The organism is Aulosira sp. FACHB-615, from assembly GCF_014698045.1.
Lineage (GTDB): Bacteria > Cyanobacteriota > Cyanobacteriia > Cyanobacteriales > Nostocaceae > Nostoc_B.
Genome location: NZ_JACJSE010000013.1, coordinates 40,168 through 57,364, shown reverse-complemented (window position 1 = coordinate 57,364; position 17,197 = coordinate 40,168). Strand labels below are relative to the sequence as shown.

Here is a 17,197-nt window from a genome sequence, read left to right as displayed (position 1 = left end):
GAGAATGAATGATAGCACTAATTCCCATTCCAAGAGGAATGATAATGTGGGAATATTGCGATTGTCAAGGGTATTTAATGTTAGATGTAAGTACAAATCGAACTTGTGGAGATTTTGTAATAATTGATATATTTGGCTGAATTTTTAAAGTTAGCTTTGGATACATTTTGCTATACCTGATTTCTTAAATAAATCGGGTATATTCTTGTACATTCACTGCTTTCTTTCTCCCAAAATCCGCATAAATTCAGCTATAAAAGCAACAATAGCTGATATGGTAATTAACAACATACTGAGAGCATTTATATCAGGTTTAACACCAGTTCTAATCCGGCTAAAAATTTCCATTGGTAAAGTGTTATAACCACTACCAGCCGTAAAACTGGCAATTAAAAAATCATCTAAACTCAGTACAAAAGCCAGCAAACAACCTGCGATAATTCCGGGCATTAATTGTGGGACTAAAACTTTAATAAATGCTTGTACTGGTGTAGCACCTAAATCTAAGGCGGCTTCTTCTAAGTGGGGGTCTAAGTTATTCAGCCGTGAACCCACAACTAACCCGATATATGCTAAACAAAAGACAATATGGGCGGCGACAATTGTCCATAAACTCAAAGGAATAGCAAAGGCAGCAAGAAATACAAGAGTGGCAACAGCGATCGCAATATCAGGAATAATTAAGGGTAAGTAAGCTACACCACGATACAAACTCTTCCCAGGAAATTTATACCGCGCTAATCCTACCGCCATCAAGGTTCCCAACACGGCGGAAATTCCCACCGCACAAAAGGCAACGATCAAGCTATTGTTCAAGGCTGATAAAATGCGATCGTCACTGAACAGTTTACGATACCAATCCAGAGTAAATCCTTGCCAGGTAGCACTATACGGTGACTGATTGAAACTATAAAAGCCTAATACTAGTATAGGCAAGTACATAAAAATATACATGATTACTGACAAAACCGCCTGCCATACGACACGCGGTTTTTTTTGTGTGGAAGAAATATTCATCTTCAGATTTTAGTGATTTTCTATATTTTCATAGTGTATTCGATTTAACCCAAAAGTCAAAAAATTAGGGTGTAAGAGGAGTAAGGCGTTCAATCTACCATATTCATTGGGAGGCCTCAAGCTTTGGTGTCGTTACCTTTATCTTGTGGTTTCCCCTTCTTTTTTTCTACCCCATCTCACATAAGACGTATAATATAACCTTTATATAATATTTTTTTCATCAATCAAATATTATTACTCAAGGCTATAACTGCATTTTGACCGCCGAAACCAAAGCTAAAACACAAGATATTTTGAATTGAACTTTGTTGAGCATTCATCACAAAATTTAAATCAAATTCTGGTTGCTGCAAGCCAACACAAGGTGGTAAAACTTGCTGCTGCAAAGCTTTGAAAGCAAAAGCAATTCCTAAAGCACCAGAAGCGCCGAGAGTGTGTCCTGTCGCACCTTTGGTGGAACTGATTGCTACTGTTTTAGGAAATAACTGTTGGATGATTTTGCTTTCAATTTTGTCGTTTAACTGCGTAGCTGTACCGTGGGCGTGAATGTAATTTATATCATTTGGTGTGAGATAACTGCGTTCTAGACATTGTTTAATTGCTGCGATCGCACTTGTTCCACTTGGTTCAGGTTGATTGGTATGATAAGCATCGGCTGTTAAACCAAAACCCAAAATTTCACCATAAACTCTCGCTTGGCGTTGCTTGGCTAACTCTGCTGATTCTAAAACCAACACCGCCCCACCTTCACCCAAAACTAAACCTTCGCGCTGCACATCAAAAGGATAAGCACCAGTTTTGGCTAAAGCATTCATCTGCTGAAACCCGCAAATAGTTAGCGGTGTAATTGGTGCTTCAACTGCGCCAGCAATTACTCGTTCACATTGGCCAGTTTGAATTAACAAAGCAGCTTGGGAAATCGACCAAATCCCCGTAGCACAAGCCGCCATTGGTGCAGCAACTATCCCAGTAGCCCCAATTTGTCTAGCAGTTGCGATCGCATTCATCTGGGGTAAAATATCTAACCAATCTTCTAATGCGTAATTGCTATCTTTGCCATTCATACCCCTAGCTAGAGATTCCCACGCACCTTGATAACTGCGACTCGAACCAATCACTACAGCACAGTCAGGTAATGGAGGATTCAACCCAGCATCTCGTAACGCCGAAGCAACAATTATCTGAGTCAGGATTTTTAACTCAGATGGTTGTTTACCAATTAAGCCGAGAGGAACTGATTCAAGTTCTGCAAACGGTTGCTGATATTGAATTCCTGACTTACCTGCTAACAAATTTTGCCAGCTATCTTCCAAGTTTGTGCCTAAAGCAGAGACTAAACCAATACCAGTGACAACAACCTTAACCAATTTTCTGAGTCAGAAGCGGGATGATGAAAGTATAAAGTGTGTAGTCTGAAGTCTGAAGTGTGACGTAATACATTTTTGAACAAGATAACCCAGAGGTACAGCAGGGGACAGGTGAGAGGTGACAGGTGACAGGGTTAGAAGTCTTTTATTGTCTATAGTTTATCGCTTACCGATGCCCTAACTACCTTGGCTACAGCTATAAAAGTGCGACTAAATAATTGATAAACATATCTCTCCCTTGTCTTCCTTGTCTCCCTTGTCCCCCTAATCCCCATACTTCTATCGGCTAATATCTGGGTCTAAAACGATATACGAACCAGACTCATCAACGTGATAAGTCCAAGACTGACGACGCACTCGCACAATTACTTCCCAACCTTCGATGGGGTCAAATTGCTGGGTACAAACTTCGCCAAAGTTGAACACACAACGATTACTAAAGGTTTTGCGGGTGGCTTGAGTAATTCTTAAATCACTCACATCTTCACCAGAACGCCGCGCTGCATCTCGTAAAATTTTATCTACGATCGCTCTTGGTAATTCATAGTTGTTATCTGAACCAGAATTGGTAATATCGGGATCTAAAACGATTTGAGAACCAGATTCATTACTGTGATAAGTCCAAGACTGACGACGCACTTGCACAATTACTTCCCAACCATTGATGGGGTTATATTCTTCGGTGCAGATTTCGCCAAAGTTGAATACACAACGATTACTAAAAGTTTTGCGGGTGGCTTGAGTAATTCTTAAATCATCCACATCTTCACCCGAACGCCGCGCCGCATCTCTTAATATATTGTTGGCGATCGCTCTGGGTAATTGATAACTGTTATCTGAATTTGAGTCGTCAATTTGCGGATCTAAAACAATCCGTGAACCCGATTCATCAACATGATAAGTCCAAGACTGTCTCTCAACTCTAACCACCACTTCCCATCCTTGAATCGGGTTATATTCTCTAGTACAAACTTCCCCAAAATTAAATATGCAAGGATTACTAAAAGTTTTACGGGTAGCTTGAGTAATTCTTAAATTACTAGTGCTGACACCAGAACGACGGGAAGCATCTTGTAAGATGTTATTTGCGATCGCTCTGGGTAATTGATAGCTGTTATCTGAACCTGAATCAGTACTATTGGGGTCTAAAACAATTTGAGAACCAGACTCATTGCTGTGGTAAATCCAAGACTGTCCCTCAACACTGACAATCACTTCCCAACCTTGAATCGGGTTGTATTCCCTAGTACAAACTTCCCCAAAATTAAATATGCAGGGATTTCCAAAAGTTTTGCGCGTAGCTTGAGTAATTCTCACCTGATTAGTTGCGACTCTAGCACGCCGAGCCGCATCACGAATGATGATATTAGCAACTCCCCTTGGTAAACGATTGGTACGATTGCGAAAATGGTCTGGTAAGCGTTGCGAAAGTTGTACCGACTCACCAAGTGGCGCAGCTTCCGCCAAATAATTACCCGTAAATCCCTGTCCAAAAGATAGCAAACTAGTTAAAGCCAAAGTCAAAGCAACACCTCTGGGAAACTGACTGGCGCTGCTGATTATGGCAAATAACTTTATATTTGATTTCATACCGTCATACCTGCATAAGTAAAAATACTTTTTTCAAAAGTCAAATTTTGCGACGTTTGACTTTTGCGTAGCTATTCTCAGTGGGTTGACGGATGACAAAGGTTGATTGTTGCTGATTCTTGGCAATCTTCCGGGGCGCTTTATTTTCTCAGATACGAAGATATTTTTTGTAGATAGATTCAAACCAAGTGATTTTCAGCCGAAAACATTATGATTCAGGTTTAGGAAAAATCCAGGATTTGAAGAAGAATTTCGGGTTCTCAATCGTCCAAAACCTGGAAATTCCTACAACATAAGCCCTCACACCCCTAATTCCCCTGTAGTCTCACACCCCTGTTCCCTGATCACCAAGGTGTTTGGTAAATTATATACAGCGCAGATATTTATCTAGCGCCTGAATTTTTGCCAGGCAGCTGTTACTACCAAAAATTGTTCACCCAAACCAACCTAAATACCACCTTTGTCCAGCATCTATGCTGAAGTCCGTACACAGTAACATTTGGCATCAAAACCTCATCCAGTCTCAGGTTGACGGTTTATCGGGTCAAAATGTTATAACGTCTTCAATTCTAGATGCAAAATGGGAACACTAGCTCATAACTAGTGACTCATGCTTGGGAAAAATTCAACTTGGTTTCTAAATTCAAAGCCGAGCGAACAAAGTTGATAAGCAATGCTGAACTGAGCATCGCTGAGTATCTTTAGGTGGATGGGTCAAGAGTGATGAATGAAGCGGACACCTCAAACAACAGGGCTGTGATGGAATCTCTCAATTCTGCTAACTCGCTACAACCAGAGCCAACAAGCTGTCCTTTTTATGCAGTTGTGCCTTCTGAAAATCTGGCTATTAGGCAATTGCCACTCCTAAAACCAGCAGAAGAAACACCACAAGAGCAGCTAAATTCTGAATCTGTGGAAAATGTTACCCCAGCAGACTGGGTAGCAGAACCGAACAGTGAACAACAAGCAGTCATTGATGAGGAATTCCAGAAACTGCTGTTGTTAAATGAAGAACTGCGTACAGCTAATAATGAATTGTACGAACAAGTCGAGCATTTTAAAGATGAATTAGCTGAGTCAGAAAAAGCTTTGCAATGGCAAAAGAGGCGCTCTAGCGTCACTGAATCAATGCTGAATCAGCAAGCTCAAGAACTAATTGCAGCCCAAGAACAAATTCAGTCACTCTTTCAACAGTTAGACGCTACAGCACAAACCGTTCAACGCCAAGAAACTCTGATTGAAACTTACAAAGCACAGCTGCAAATTAGTCAGCAACGTCTCGCCCAGTTAGAACGAGAATGTGCTTTATTGCAAACTAACTATCATGACCAGTCTCAACAAGTGTTGCAGTCAGAAACTACCTGTCGAGAGTTGCGGACTCGCCTGATGCGCCAACAGCGCCAAACCCTGCAATTTAAAGCAGCTTTAGAAAAATGTCTCGAACCACCCACTCCTAACGACGACTCAGCCGACGAAACCACAAATCATACTTACAACAGCACTACTAAGCAAAGCCGATTTTCCAGAAAAGCTCGGTCTTTATTTCCTAACGTACAACCGATTAGACCTTGGTCAGCAGAACCAGAATCGCCGGCGGAAAATGTCGCTCATCCTTGGGGTGAATCTTCTGTACCACCCGCATCCAGCTATAGTCACCCCACTCCCCAACCTGCATCGCCTTGGAACTGGCCGACTAAGGAAGAAACACCTGCAACTACTGAACCTGATACTTCCACAGAACCCGATGATGAGCCAATTACCTCCGAAACTGTTTCATCAGGAGATTCATCAGCCAAGCTAGATGAGCAAATAGATAGTCTCATCCAAATGTTTTTTGCTTCCCAGGCGGGAACAACACCACCTACTAGTAGTGAAACGAATGTTACTAGTAATCAAGCTGAAAAACCTCTGTGGGAAGGCTGGGCAACAGATGAAGCATCGCCAGAAACTACCCTAGAGCAGCAATTGGCAGCATTAGAAACAGAAAAGCATCCACCGATTACTGTACCTAGTTCAGTAATTGAAGAGTCAACAATTTTACCAGATAAAAATTCACCAATTTCTTTCACTGTACCGTTGACGAAAAAGACAACAGAAGAAGCAGAAAATTTTTGGTCAGAAACTACACCACAAAATACTGAGGAACTATCAGAGACAGAATTACCGCCAGAAACTTTGGTTGATTACAGCAATGATGCTCAATCACCCTCACCCGTGGTGTATCCCCAGCGTCCACCCAAGGGACGTAAATCGTTAGCATCTGTAGAATTGCCAAATTTTCGTCCTAATAGCTAAATGTAGTAGGTGACAGGTTTTGTGGTGTCTTAGTTTGATTGTTTAGATGACAGTTAAGATATTAAGTAGGGTGTTGCGATCGCACACCCTACTTATTTTTCTTGAGGCTAAACAAATTCTAGATTTGCCATCTCAAGTACAAATATCCCAAGAATTATTGAAACAATTACGATAAAACCGTCCTGCGGCCTCCTGCCTTTGTTAAGAATTACGAATTGGAATTACCGCTTCTGGGTTGATGGTGGATGTTTGATTGGGCGATCGCGGTTTACCTGTAGTAATTACGTAGCGTAGTGCTAATAATTGTAACCACAATCCTGGGTTTCGAGGTTCGAGCCAAGGTTGAATTTGTTCCAGGAAGCGTGGAAACCAAGAACTCAACACCGCACTAACTAAAGCATATTTACTAAAGTTAAAATAACTACCCAGCCATCTGAATAAATCTTTAGGGCCAGCTAGTTCCCAAATCCACAACAGCAAGGCGGGGTTTTTACGGGCGGCTTTGAGTGCGAGGCGGTTAAAGGTGAACCAATCACATCTATCTTTGATGAAATTATCCGCAACCTCTGGCGGTTCACTGGCTAATAACCCAAAGAAAGTATTCAGCATCGAGTTAATGCGCTGGGGTGAAATGAATTTCCCTGTGGGAACCATCATCCCTTTAGAAAATAGCCAAGTAATTGAGACATTGCTTTGATAAGCGCGAATTTGGTTGAGGTGACGAAAACTTAATAAGTCATGCTTGAGGGCTGTATCTAATAAAGTTGTCAACCGTTCTAAGTTTCGCACCAAAGAACCAAAACCTGTAAATACCAAGGGAGATTGTAAAGAAGCCGCATCACCGATCGCAATTAATCTATCAAAGGCAACTTTGCGATCGCTACCATTCACACTAAAATGCCCTGGAATATAGCCAAATGTCGGCTTTTTCCACACCAATTTATCCAGATCGCAGCGCCGATACTCTGGCAAAATTGTGAAAAAATCCTCATACATCTCCAACAGAGAACCGGGATTGTCGGGGTTGACTTCGTGGTAGTGAAACAAATAAATGGTTAGTTCCTCACCCGCGCCAGGAAACAATTCCCAAATCAACTGTCTCCCCCGCGAAATATCGCCGTGACTGTACAGCACATCACCATATTGAGAATCCCAAACTTGTGGTTCAAATCCGCCATCAACCACTGCACCCACAGTTGGACAAACACTATCAAAAGCCCTACCACCATTTAATTGCCATGCAATTGGTGAAGCGGTTCCCATTGCATCAACTAACAACCGCCCAGTGGCTTGCTTTTCGGTTTGGCTGGGTAAATGCTGAACTGTAGCGACAACTTGAGAATTATCAATATCGGCGCGGAGAAATTCGGTTTCGTCCCAAATCTCACCGCCAGCCGCCCGTAGCTTCTGTCCGCACAGTTGCAGCCATTTTTCGGAATCTAGGGCAATATTCAAGACTGTGGGCGTGTGGAGAATTGGCGATCGCAATTTTGGCGGATTATTCCCATCAAAAAATTTATTAAATCCGTCTTTATATTCCCTGACAATAATGCTTTCTAACTCGCTGCTTGTCACCAAACCCAGATTTAATAAGCTTTGCAATTCATCACGCGAAATATTCCATTCGCGGTTCATCTTGCCAAAAGGCAAACGTTCCACCAACAGCACTTTATATCCCAATTTAGCCATCACCGCCGCATGAACAACCCCTAATGCGCCACCGATGTAAATCAAATCGTAATCTAATTTGGGATTTTGGCTTTGAGATTTTGGATTGGTAAACACTACCTGACGCGGCGCTTGGGGATGACGCACACCTTCACGCCAGCGTTGTTCCCACCAATAGGCGCGTGTGAGGTCGTATTCCCCATTCGGCATTTTCTGAAAATATTTAACCGTGAGTGGGTAATCAGATGCTAACGCTTCAAAAATTGATTGTTGGGATAAATCAATCACCGGTGGCTTGGGGTACTGATGGGGAAAACGCTGTCTAATTTCTTTCTTTAGGCGGAGTAAAATCTCCTTCTCTTGAGGGAAAGGCTGATCTGACCAACGGAAGACCTTTAAATAAGTAGTTCTCTGGACTGACCACACAAAAATTGATAGTTCTGTCGGTAATTTTTCGGAAATAGTCTGGTCAGATGCTGTATAGTCTGTAGGTAATTTCAGGCAAAAGCCATCTGGAGTCAGTGATTTTTCGCCAAATCCTGGTTGAAAATCCACTTGTAGCCATTGACGTACTGCTGTTGTGTCTGGAATTGGCACTTCTAAATAAAGGACTTCTTTCATGTTTCGTTGACATCTCCGCTTAAAATACTCATTTCGGCAGATTTATTAACTGCGAAAATTCCTGTAGACTCCGCCCTATTACTCAAATAAAGATTCTGTAAAGAACTTTTAATAATTTGTCAATTTTTTTTTCCATTTTGTAACTTTGTAAACCCACGCCATGAATTATCCCATTCCAGATAGCCCCCAAGATATTCTTGCGTTACAACAAAAGCCCATTGATGAAGAACTTGTAGCTTCCGCGATCGCAGGAGTAATTAAAATTGTCCGTTCTCAAGGTAAATCTTTAGAAGACTTAACCGCACAAGTCCTCGAAGATGATCCATTGCTAGATAGACAGCAACGCCGTTGGCTAAGTCAACTGCTCGCTCAAGCCTGGGAGAGTTTTACTTAAGGCGGTAGGCTACGCCCACCAACCAAGTCAGGGGGAAGATTTTTACTCAGCACTCTAACCTTGCACTCCTGATAACTAAATTAATACTATTTCGGCATAGGTTGGGGAAGCACTTACGTGGGCGGGTTCCCCAACTTGAGGCGACTGTCGTTAAAGTGGCGTTAAAGCGTAGCGAAACTCAATATTCTTGCCTAACTTGCTATTAACTGAACTGTATTGATTGAAAGCCCACTATTTGCCTAAAGCAGTCCAATTACCAGAAGGAACAAACGCCGCCCAAAATTGTGGTTCGCTATACTCTTGACTATTGAGCAAATCCAACTGTGCAGACCGTAAAGCCTCATGTCTCCCCTTTCCGGCTTGCAAATTTTGGTAATACTTCACCATCAATTCCTTTGTCGCCGTATCATCCACCAGCCACAGACTTAAAACTTGAGTTTGCGAACCAGCAATTACCAAAGCCCGACGCAAACCATAAACACCATCGCCAACTTTCACATCACCATTACCAGTGTCGCAAGCAGAAAGTACAACTAATTGATTAGAACGCAAATCTAAACCCGCCACCTCCAACGCCGTCAGCACACCATCATCATTGTTATTTGTCGCTTGCTTGCGTTGATTAAACCCAGCCAACGCCAACCCAGAACGCAACAGTGGATTTTCCACTTCTAAAATCTTCGGTTGACTTGGTGTTAATTCCAAATCTGCTGAGGCGTTGAGATTTTGTTCCACATCAGCAATAAAGAAACCGTGAGTTGCCAAGTGTAAAATGCTAGGGTTTTGTAATTGTTTAACAGCCGTTTCTGTGGCATCTTTACCTAACAGTAACTTGGCATTTGGTAAAATCTTTTTAATCGCTGCGGCTTCCTCCTTAGTTGCAGGTAATGATTCAAATTCTAGGTTAGCTAACTCACCAGAACGGCGATTTTGGGAACCGCGTACACCAGATGGTTTGGCTGAGACGACAGTTTGGGTTTGGTTGTAGTCAATATCTGCCAATACCACAGGTGCAGAAGCATTTTTAACATTTGAGTTGAAACGCAACAAATCCCTTCCACTGGTGAGGTAAGAAAAAGCATAATTTTGAATTAAAAATTTATCTTGCTCATCTCTGAGAGCTTCAAAGGGAATTAATGTTAATTGCCCATCAGGCGAAATTAAAATATGACTGGCATCACCCAATAAAGGACGAATGGGTGCAATTAATTTTGCATCTAAAGTGCGGGCGAGTTTTTTAAATATTTTACCTGTGGCTAACGCTGCACGAAAATCTATGGCTAACTTATCAATTTCTGCGGCTTCACCCAAATCAACCCACTTCGGTTCACCAGAAGAACGCAACACCGCCGCCGCATAACGCGGTTTACCGTATTTTTGAGCATCTGTTTTAGCTTTGATATTATATGGTTGATATTGGACAATTTCTACCAAGGCTGCATCTTTAGGCATCTTGGCTTGAATTGCACTGAGTTCTACTGGTTGGGTTTGTTGACGAAATTCGGCACTTTTAACACTAATAGCTGCTTCTAACTTTTCTTTTTCGGCTTCCAGTTTTTCTAGTTGAGTTTTTAGGTTAGCGATTTGTTTTTCTGGCTGAGAGTAGATTAAGGCTGAGAGTTGCTGTTGTATTTGCAGCCATTGAGCGAATAACTTTTGAGTTTCGGGGTTTTTATCAAGTTTAGAGCGTAAGATTTGGATACTGTCAGCTACGGCATCTAACACCAGCCCTTTGCGACGGAGTACAGTAGTTAGGGCGAGAGATGCGGCTGTTGAATTATTGCGAGCTTCTTGTAGAGATAGGGAAACAGTTATATCAGTTGTTCCGCTAAAAGTTATGAGATAATCCTGTTTTCGTTGTTCAGAACCGACAGCAAAAATTAAATTGAGATTGTGTTCTTCAACTTCTAGTCCACGCTTCAAGAAATCTGTAGCATAGGTGATATTAGCTTGTGCTTGATACAGTAGAGCCAAATTATTCAAACTAGTAGCGACATCACGATGGAAATTACCAAGCACCTTATTTCTAATAGCCAAAGAGCGGAGATATAGTGTTTCTGCCTGCTGATATTTTCCCTGTACTTTATACAGAAGACCTAAATTATTCAAGTTAGTAGCAACTAATGGATGCTCTTTGCCCAAAACTTTTTCATAGATAGCTAAAGAGCGGAGATACAGTGTTTCTGCTTGTTTATATTTTCCCTGTACATAGTATAGAGCTGCTAAATTATTCAAACTAGTAGCAACTAATGGATGCTCTTTACCCAGTACCTTCTCTCGGATAGCCAAAGAGCGGATATACAATGGCTCTGCTTGTTGATATTTCTTTTGTGCGTCGTACAGCAATGCCAAATTATTCAAACTTTCTGCTACTAATGAATGTTCTTTCCCCAGCATCTTCTCTAAAATAGCCAGAGAGCGAAGATAGAGTGGTTCCGCTTGTTGATAATTGCCTTGTAAATAGTACAGTAATGCCAAATTATTTAAACTTTCTGCTACCGATAGATGTTCTTTACCCAGTACCTTCTCTCGGATAGATAATGATCTGAGATACAGTGGTTCTGCCTGTGGATATTTCTCCTGTTCTCGATATAGTTCTGCCAAGTTATTTAAAACAGTGGCAACGGTAGGATTTTCTGTACTTAGCACTTCTTTAAAGATAGCCAGAGAGCGAAGATAGAGTAGTTCCGCCTGTTGATATTTTCCCTGTTTTCGATATAGTTCTGCTAAATTATTTAAGCTAATAGCGACAACAGGATGTCTCTTACCCAGTATTTTCTCTCGAATAGCCAAGGAGCGCAGATACAATGGCTCTGCTTGTTGATATTTTCCCTGTGCATCATACAATATTGCCAAATTATTCAAGCTAGTAGCGACATCAGAATGTTCTTTTCCCAGCACCCTCTCTCGAATAGCCAATGCGTTTTCTGCTAATGGGATAGCTACACTGTATTTACCTTCTTGGTATAACTTAAGTACTTGTTGATTCAGTTCTGACGCTTCTTGTAAAGCTGCTTGCTCCTTGGCTGAATATGCGCGGGTTTGCTGTTGCGCTATTCCTGTGACTGGCACACTTAACAATAACCCTGTTGCGATCGCACCTGCTACCATCCAAGGTGCAAGACAAATACCCGCAGTATTAATCGCACTGAATAACTTTTTCACGGTCAACCTACAAGCTTGTATAAGTCAGTTATCAGTTAACAGTTAACAGTTATCAGGGTTTTAGTTGGAGATTTGACTGTTGTTAACTACCACTTTTTAGAAGTAAGGGACTTCAAAATATATTGCTGATTACTGTTGACTGTTTACTGATGACTGTTAAGTAAATCATGCCGGACTCAGCAATTTTCGCAAAGCAATTGTCAAAAAAATCAAAAACTCTCCTATTCCTCTCTGCGCCTTTGCGCGGCAGTCGCTTCAAGTCGGCAGAGCCGCCCAACGCGCTGCCTTGCCTCTGCGTGAAAAAATCTCACATCTCAAAACACCCAACACAGAAAATTTCCTGACACTTCCACCTCAAAGCCTCAACGTTAACCCTCAGAACCTCAACGTTCGAGTCAAAAGGCTGAAACTTTGCCTTCAGAACTCGAACGTTCATTCTTTGAACAGCAAATGTTAGGTTACTACCACTTATCTGCGCTTACGACATTGTAATGGATAGCGATTACCGCGCCAGGTTGTCCAACCCTCTGCGCGTCGAGTTTGACTGTTGTATTTCAGATACCAATCATCTTGTTCTGCGCCTAAATAACGAATACCTAAATCTTGTCTGCGGTTGCTAGAAAAACGTTTTGCTAAAGGAACCCACGCGCTACCGTTATCACTGAACCGCCCAATTAAACGCACACCAGAAGTAGTAGAGCAAATATTCCCATTGCAACTAGTTTGGGGGTCATCTACTACTTTCCATTCCATTCGGGCTGATCTACCGTCAATGTTACAATCCCAAAAACCAAAGAACCACTCACCTGCAACTTGACTAGCTTGAGTGTGACTAGATAATAACAATAAACCAGCAGGTGCGATCGCCAAGCCTAAAAGCCACTTTGTAATGTTTTTCATGATGCTTCACCAATACGGAAATTTAATCTGTACTTTTCATTTAATCTATATGTATCGGTCTTAGCGTTTATGCAACATAATTTAAGGCTTATACCAAATTGAAGAATGATTGCGACAAATGAATTGCTCAAAAGCTTACCAGTAAAGCCTGTCTCAATCCAAAATCTGTCTTGAAAAGTTTGCTCAAGTCGGGGAACCCGCCCACGCAACTTTTCGCAAAATCTAAAATCCAAAATGGTATTACGCACAAAGATTTTCTGTGGAGAGAGGGTGTAAGGGTTTTAGATAAATACACCCCTAAACCCTCTCTCCAAACCTGGATTTTTCGTTTGTATACAAGTCCTATGAACAACAAAAAAAGGGCAGGTAAATTACCCACCCTGGCAAATTAAGAGAATATGTTGGCTGTTGCGATTAACCCAACAATTGTTTAGCTTTAGCTAATACGTTATCAACGCTAAAGCCAAATTTTTCTAAACAAACGCCACCAGGCGCAGAAGCACCAAAGCGGTCAATGGTAACAGTATCGCCGTCAGTACCAATGTACTTGTGCCAGCCAAAACTAGAAGCAGCTTCTACAGCTAAACGCTTGGTGACAGCTTTTGGCAGAACAGATTCTTTATAAGCTGCGTCTTGTGCTTCAAATAAATCCCAAGCTGGTAAGGAGACAACACGTACTTTCTTACCTTCGGCTGTGAGTTTCTCAGCAGCAGTAACAGCAAGATTCAATTCTGAACCAGTACCAATGATGATTAATTCTGGTGTACCTTCAGAATCAACAACAGTGTATCCACCCTTAGCTACACCTTCAATAGATGTACCTGCTAAGTTAGGAACGTTTTGCCGAGTTAACGCCAACAAAGTAGGATCATTTTGTTTTGCTCTTTCAATCGCTACTTTGTATGCACCAGAGGTTTCGTTACCATCGGCGGGACGAATCACTGTCAAGTTAGGAATAGCACGCAAGGAAGCGAGGGTTTCGATTGGTTGGTGGGTGGGGCCGTCTTCACCTTGACCGATGGAGTCATGAGTCATTACCCAAATCGATCCTGCTAAAGACAAGGCAGATAAGCGAATAGCCGCCCGCATATAGTCGGTGAAGATCAGGAAGGTAGCACCGTAAGGAATCAACCCTGAATCATGCAAGGCAATACCGTTACAAATTGCGCCCATTGCATGTTCCCGCACACCAAAGTGAATGTTGGGGTTTTGGTATTGTCCTTTTTGGAAGTCGCCTTTACCCTTGATTTCGGTCAAGTTGGAGTGGGTTAAGTCGGCGGAACCACCAATCAATTCAGGTAAAACCGCAGCCAATTTGTTGAGGCAGGTTTCGGAATGTTTACGGGTGGGTAAGCCTTTATCTTCAGGGGTGTAGGTGGGGAGTACTTTATCCCAACCATCAGCTAGTTTGCCACTGATATAACGCTCAAATTCAGCCGCTTCTTGAGGATACTTAGCTTTGTAGTCAGCAAATGCTTTGTTCCAGTCAGCTTCGTAACCTGCACCGCGTTCTACTGCTTTGCGGGTATGGTTGAGAACATCTTGCGGAATCACAAATGGCTCGTTTTCCCAACCCAGATTTTTCCGGGTTAATTCTACTTCATCTCCACCTAAAGCTGCACCGTGAATCCCAGCAGTGTTGGCTTTGTTAGGAGAACCATAACCAATGGTGGTTGTCACCTTAATCATTGATGGTTTGTCGGTGACAGCTTTTGCTGCTTCAATGGCTTTGTGGATGGCTGCTAAATCGGTGTTACCATCTTCCACATGAAGCACATGCCAGCCATAAGCTTCAAAACGCTTAGAAACATCCTCTGTAAATGCCACATCTGTAGAACCATCAATAGAGATGTGGTTGTCATCATAAAGGGCGATGAGTTTACCTAAGCCCAAGTGTCCAGCCAGGGAAGCTGCTTCACCAGAAACACCTTCCATGTTGCAACCATCACCGAGAATGACATAAGTATAATGGTCAACAATTTTGGCATCGGGTTTGTTGAATTTAGCTGCCAGATGTGCTTCAGCGATGGCTAAACCAACTCCGTTGGCAATACCTTGTCCTAAAGGGCCAGTGGTAACTTCTACCCCTGGGGTAACAAAGTTTTCTGGGTGTCCAGGGGTTTTAGATTCCCACTGACGAAATTGCTTGATATCTTCGATACTTACACTGTCATAACCTGCTAAGTACAGCAGTGCATACTGTAACATCGAGCCATGACCAGCCGACAAGACAAAGCGATCGCGGTTAAACCACTTGGGATTTTTGGGGTTATACCGCATGAAGCGATCCCATAGCACAAATGCCATTGGAGCAGCGCCCATCGGCAGCCCTGGGTGTCCCGATTTTGCCTTTTCTATAGCATCGACAGCCAAGAAGCGGATTGAGTTAATACACAGTTCTTCGAGGGATTGGGTTGCAACAGCCATAATAAGATTGTTTTTAACGACGGGTTAGCACTCTGCGATCTTCTCATTTACCGGGGTTGTTAGAACAGTTAACAGTTAACAGTTATCAAAATAGAATTTACTACTGCTCTGAACTGATTACTGATAACTGATAGGTATTCCCCTACCGTATCCTCATCATCCCATTCCCGATTGGCGATGGACAAGCGGGATCTCCTGAGTTTATGGTAATTAATCGACCTGAGAATATTGGTTATGCTGAACCCTTGGTTCAGCTGGGAATGATATCTATGATACTTTTGTCTGGCAAATCTGAGGAGAAGTACGAAGTGTGAAGTATTAATCCTACACTTATTACTCATTACTCATCACTCAGTACTCATTACTCATCACTCAGTACTTTTTGAAGACTAAGGTAACATTATGACCACCAAAGCCAAAGGAATTGGACAGCGCCACTTCAATGGTTTGGGCGCGGCTGGTGTGAGGCACATAATCCAAGTCACACTCAGCGTCAGGATTTTCGAGATTAATGGTTGGGGGAATTTTTTCGTTGGCGATCGCCAATACAGTTGCAACGGCTTCAATACCACCAGAACCACCCAACAAATGACCTGTCATTGATTTTGTAGAGCTAACCGCTATTTTATAAGCATGTTCGCCCAAGGCTTTTTTGATGGCTTTGGTTTCGTTGGCATCGTTGGCTGGAGTACTTGTGCCATGCGCGTTGATGTAGGTTACTTGTTCTGGGGTAATACCTGCATCTTTGAGTGCTAGTTGAATGGCTCTAGCTGCACCTTCACCACCGGGAACCGGGGAGGTCATGTGATAAGCATCACAAGTCATCGCATAACCAATCATTTCCCCATAAATGCGTGCGCCACGACTGAGAGCGTGTTGCAGTTCTTCTAAAATTAAAATTCCCGCACCTTCACCCATGACAAATCCATCGCGATCGCGATCAAAGGGACGGCAAGCATGAGTCGGATCATCATTGCGGAAAGACAAGGCTTTACAGGCAGCAAATCCGGCTAAAGATAAGGGTGTAATTGCTGCTTCACAGCCACCACAAATCATAGCTTGAGCGTATCCTCCTTGAATCAGGCGAAAAGCATCCCCGATGGCGTTGGAACCAGCAGCACAAGCAGTCACGGTACAGTTGTTTGGCCCTTTTGCACCAGTGTGAATGGCTGTCAATCCGGCTGCCATGTTAGCAATCATCATTGGGATCATGAAGGGACTACAGCGATCGGGGCCACGGTTCAGGTAGACTGTTTGCTGGTCTTCTAATACCTTAATCCCACCTACGCCAGAACCAATGACCACCCCTATCTGTTCTGCGTTTAGCTCGTTAATTACCAGATTTGCATCCGCTAATGCCTGTTTTGCTGCTGAAACCCCAAACTGTGAAAATCGATCCATCCGCTTGACTTCTTTGCGCTCTAGATAAGCATGTGGATCGAAGTTTTTGACTTCACCAGCAATGCGACAATCATGGCTGGACGCATCAAAATGGGTGATGTAGTCTATACCATTGCGTCCACTGACTAATCCTTCCCAATATTCAGTCGGTGTGTTGCCAATAGGTGTAATCGCGCCAACACCAGTTACCACAACACGTTTACGTATATAATCTGTCATGACTCAGTTAAAGGTAGCGAGAAAGCTGCAAATGAGAGTGCTGAGTGCTGAGTGCTGAGTTTTTAAGTAGGAAGACTAAGTGAGAAAGATAAAATAATTCTTAACTCTTGACTACTCAGCACTCAGCACTTTT

10 protein-coding genes are annotated in these 17,197 nt (G+C 42.5%); 2 read left to right on the top strand and 8 right to left on the bottom strand.

The features are described from left to right. Positions 1 to 213: 213 nt before the first annotated feature. The 3 genes from H6G77_RS20370 to H6G77_RS20360 all read right to left on the bottom strand — a co-directional run bounded on the left by H6G77_RS20370 (position 214) and on the right by H6G77_RS20360 (position 3,974). Positions 214 to 1,017 (bottom strand): ABC transporter permease, encoded by an 804-nt coding sequence (locus H6G77_RS20370; RefSeq protein ID WP_190588982.1) that lies wholly within the window; start codon positions 1,015 to 1,017, stop codon positions 214 to 216. A 224-nt stretch (positions 1,018 to 1,241) separates the two neighbouring features. Continuing rightward, entirely contained in the window at positions 1,242 to 2,384 is a 1,143-nt protein-coding gene (locus tag H6G77_RS20365) for a beta-ketoacyl-ACP synthase (RefSeq protein WP_190872571.1), read from the bottom strand. 279 nt (positions 2,385 to 2,663) lie between these two features. After that, positions 2,664 to 3,974, bottom strand: a complete 1,311-nt coding sequence (locus H6G77_RS20360) for a hypothetical protein (RefSeq protein ID WP_190872570.1) — start codon at positions 3,972 to 3,974, stop codon at positions 2,664 to 2,666. A gap of 723 nt (positions 3,975 to 4,697) precedes the next feature. On the opposite strand from H6G77_RS20360, the gene H6G77_RS20355 reads away from it, so the two are divergent. After that, on the top strand, positions 4,698 to 6,269 hold the full coding sequence (locus H6G77_RS20355) for a hypothetical protein (RefSeq protein WP_190872569.1): 1,572 nt from the start codon (positions 4,698 to 4,700) through the stop codon (positions 6,267 to 6,269). A 201-nt stretch (positions 6,270 to 6,470) separates the two neighbouring features. Here the strand turns inward: H6G77_RS20355 and H6G77_RS20350 are convergent, their stop codons facing one another. After that, positions 6,471 to 8,558 (bottom strand): flavin-dependent dehydrogenase, encoded by a 2,088-nt coding sequence (locus tag H6G77_RS20350; RefSeq protein WP_190872568.1) that lies wholly within the window; start codon positions 8,556 to 8,558, stop codon positions 6,471 to 6,473. Between the two features lie 160 nt (positions 8,559 to 8,718). Between H6G77_RS20350 and H6G77_RS20345 the strand changes: the two genes are divergently transcribed. After that, a complete protein-coding gene (locus tag H6G77_RS20345) occupies positions 8,719 to 8,952 on the top strand; it encodes a hypothetical protein (protein WP_190588991.1) in 234 nt (77 codons plus the stop codon). 231 nt (positions 8,953 to 9,183) lie between these two features. Here the strand turns inward: H6G77_RS20345 and H6G77_RS20340 are convergent, their stop codons facing one another. The 4 genes from H6G77_RS20340 to fabF form a co-directional block, all read right to left on the bottom strand. Then, entirely contained in the window at positions 9,184 to 12,117 is a 2,934-nt protein-coding gene (locus H6G77_RS20340; protein WP_313954514.1) for a CHAT domain-containing tetratricopeptide repeat protein, read from the bottom strand. 468 nt (positions 12,118 to 12,585) lie between these two features. Further along, complete coding sequence (locus H6G77_RS20335) at positions 12,586 to 13,017, bottom strand: DUF6006 family protein (RefSeq protein WP_190588993.1); 432 nt, start codon at positions 13,015 to 13,017, stop codon at positions 12,586 to 12,588. A gap of 414 nt (positions 13,018 to 13,431) precedes the next feature. Continuing rightward, the gene (gene tkt / locus H6G77_RS20330) at positions 13,432 to 15,444 is read right to left on the bottom strand and encodes a transketolase (protein WP_190588996.1); all 2,013 of its coding nucleotides are present in this window, start codon (positions 15,442 to 15,444) and stop codon (positions 13,432 to 13,434) included. Between the two features lie 372 nt (positions 15,445 to 15,816). Beyond that, positions 15,817 to 17,064 carry a beta-ketoacyl-ACP synthase II gene (gene fabF / locus H6G77_RS20325; protein WP_190588998.1) on the bottom strand — a complete coding sequence of 416 codons (1,248 nt, stop codon included), beginning with the start codon at positions 17,062 to 17,064 and terminating at the stop codon, positions 15,817 to 15,819. Positions 17,065 to 17,197: the final 133 nt, after the last annotated feature.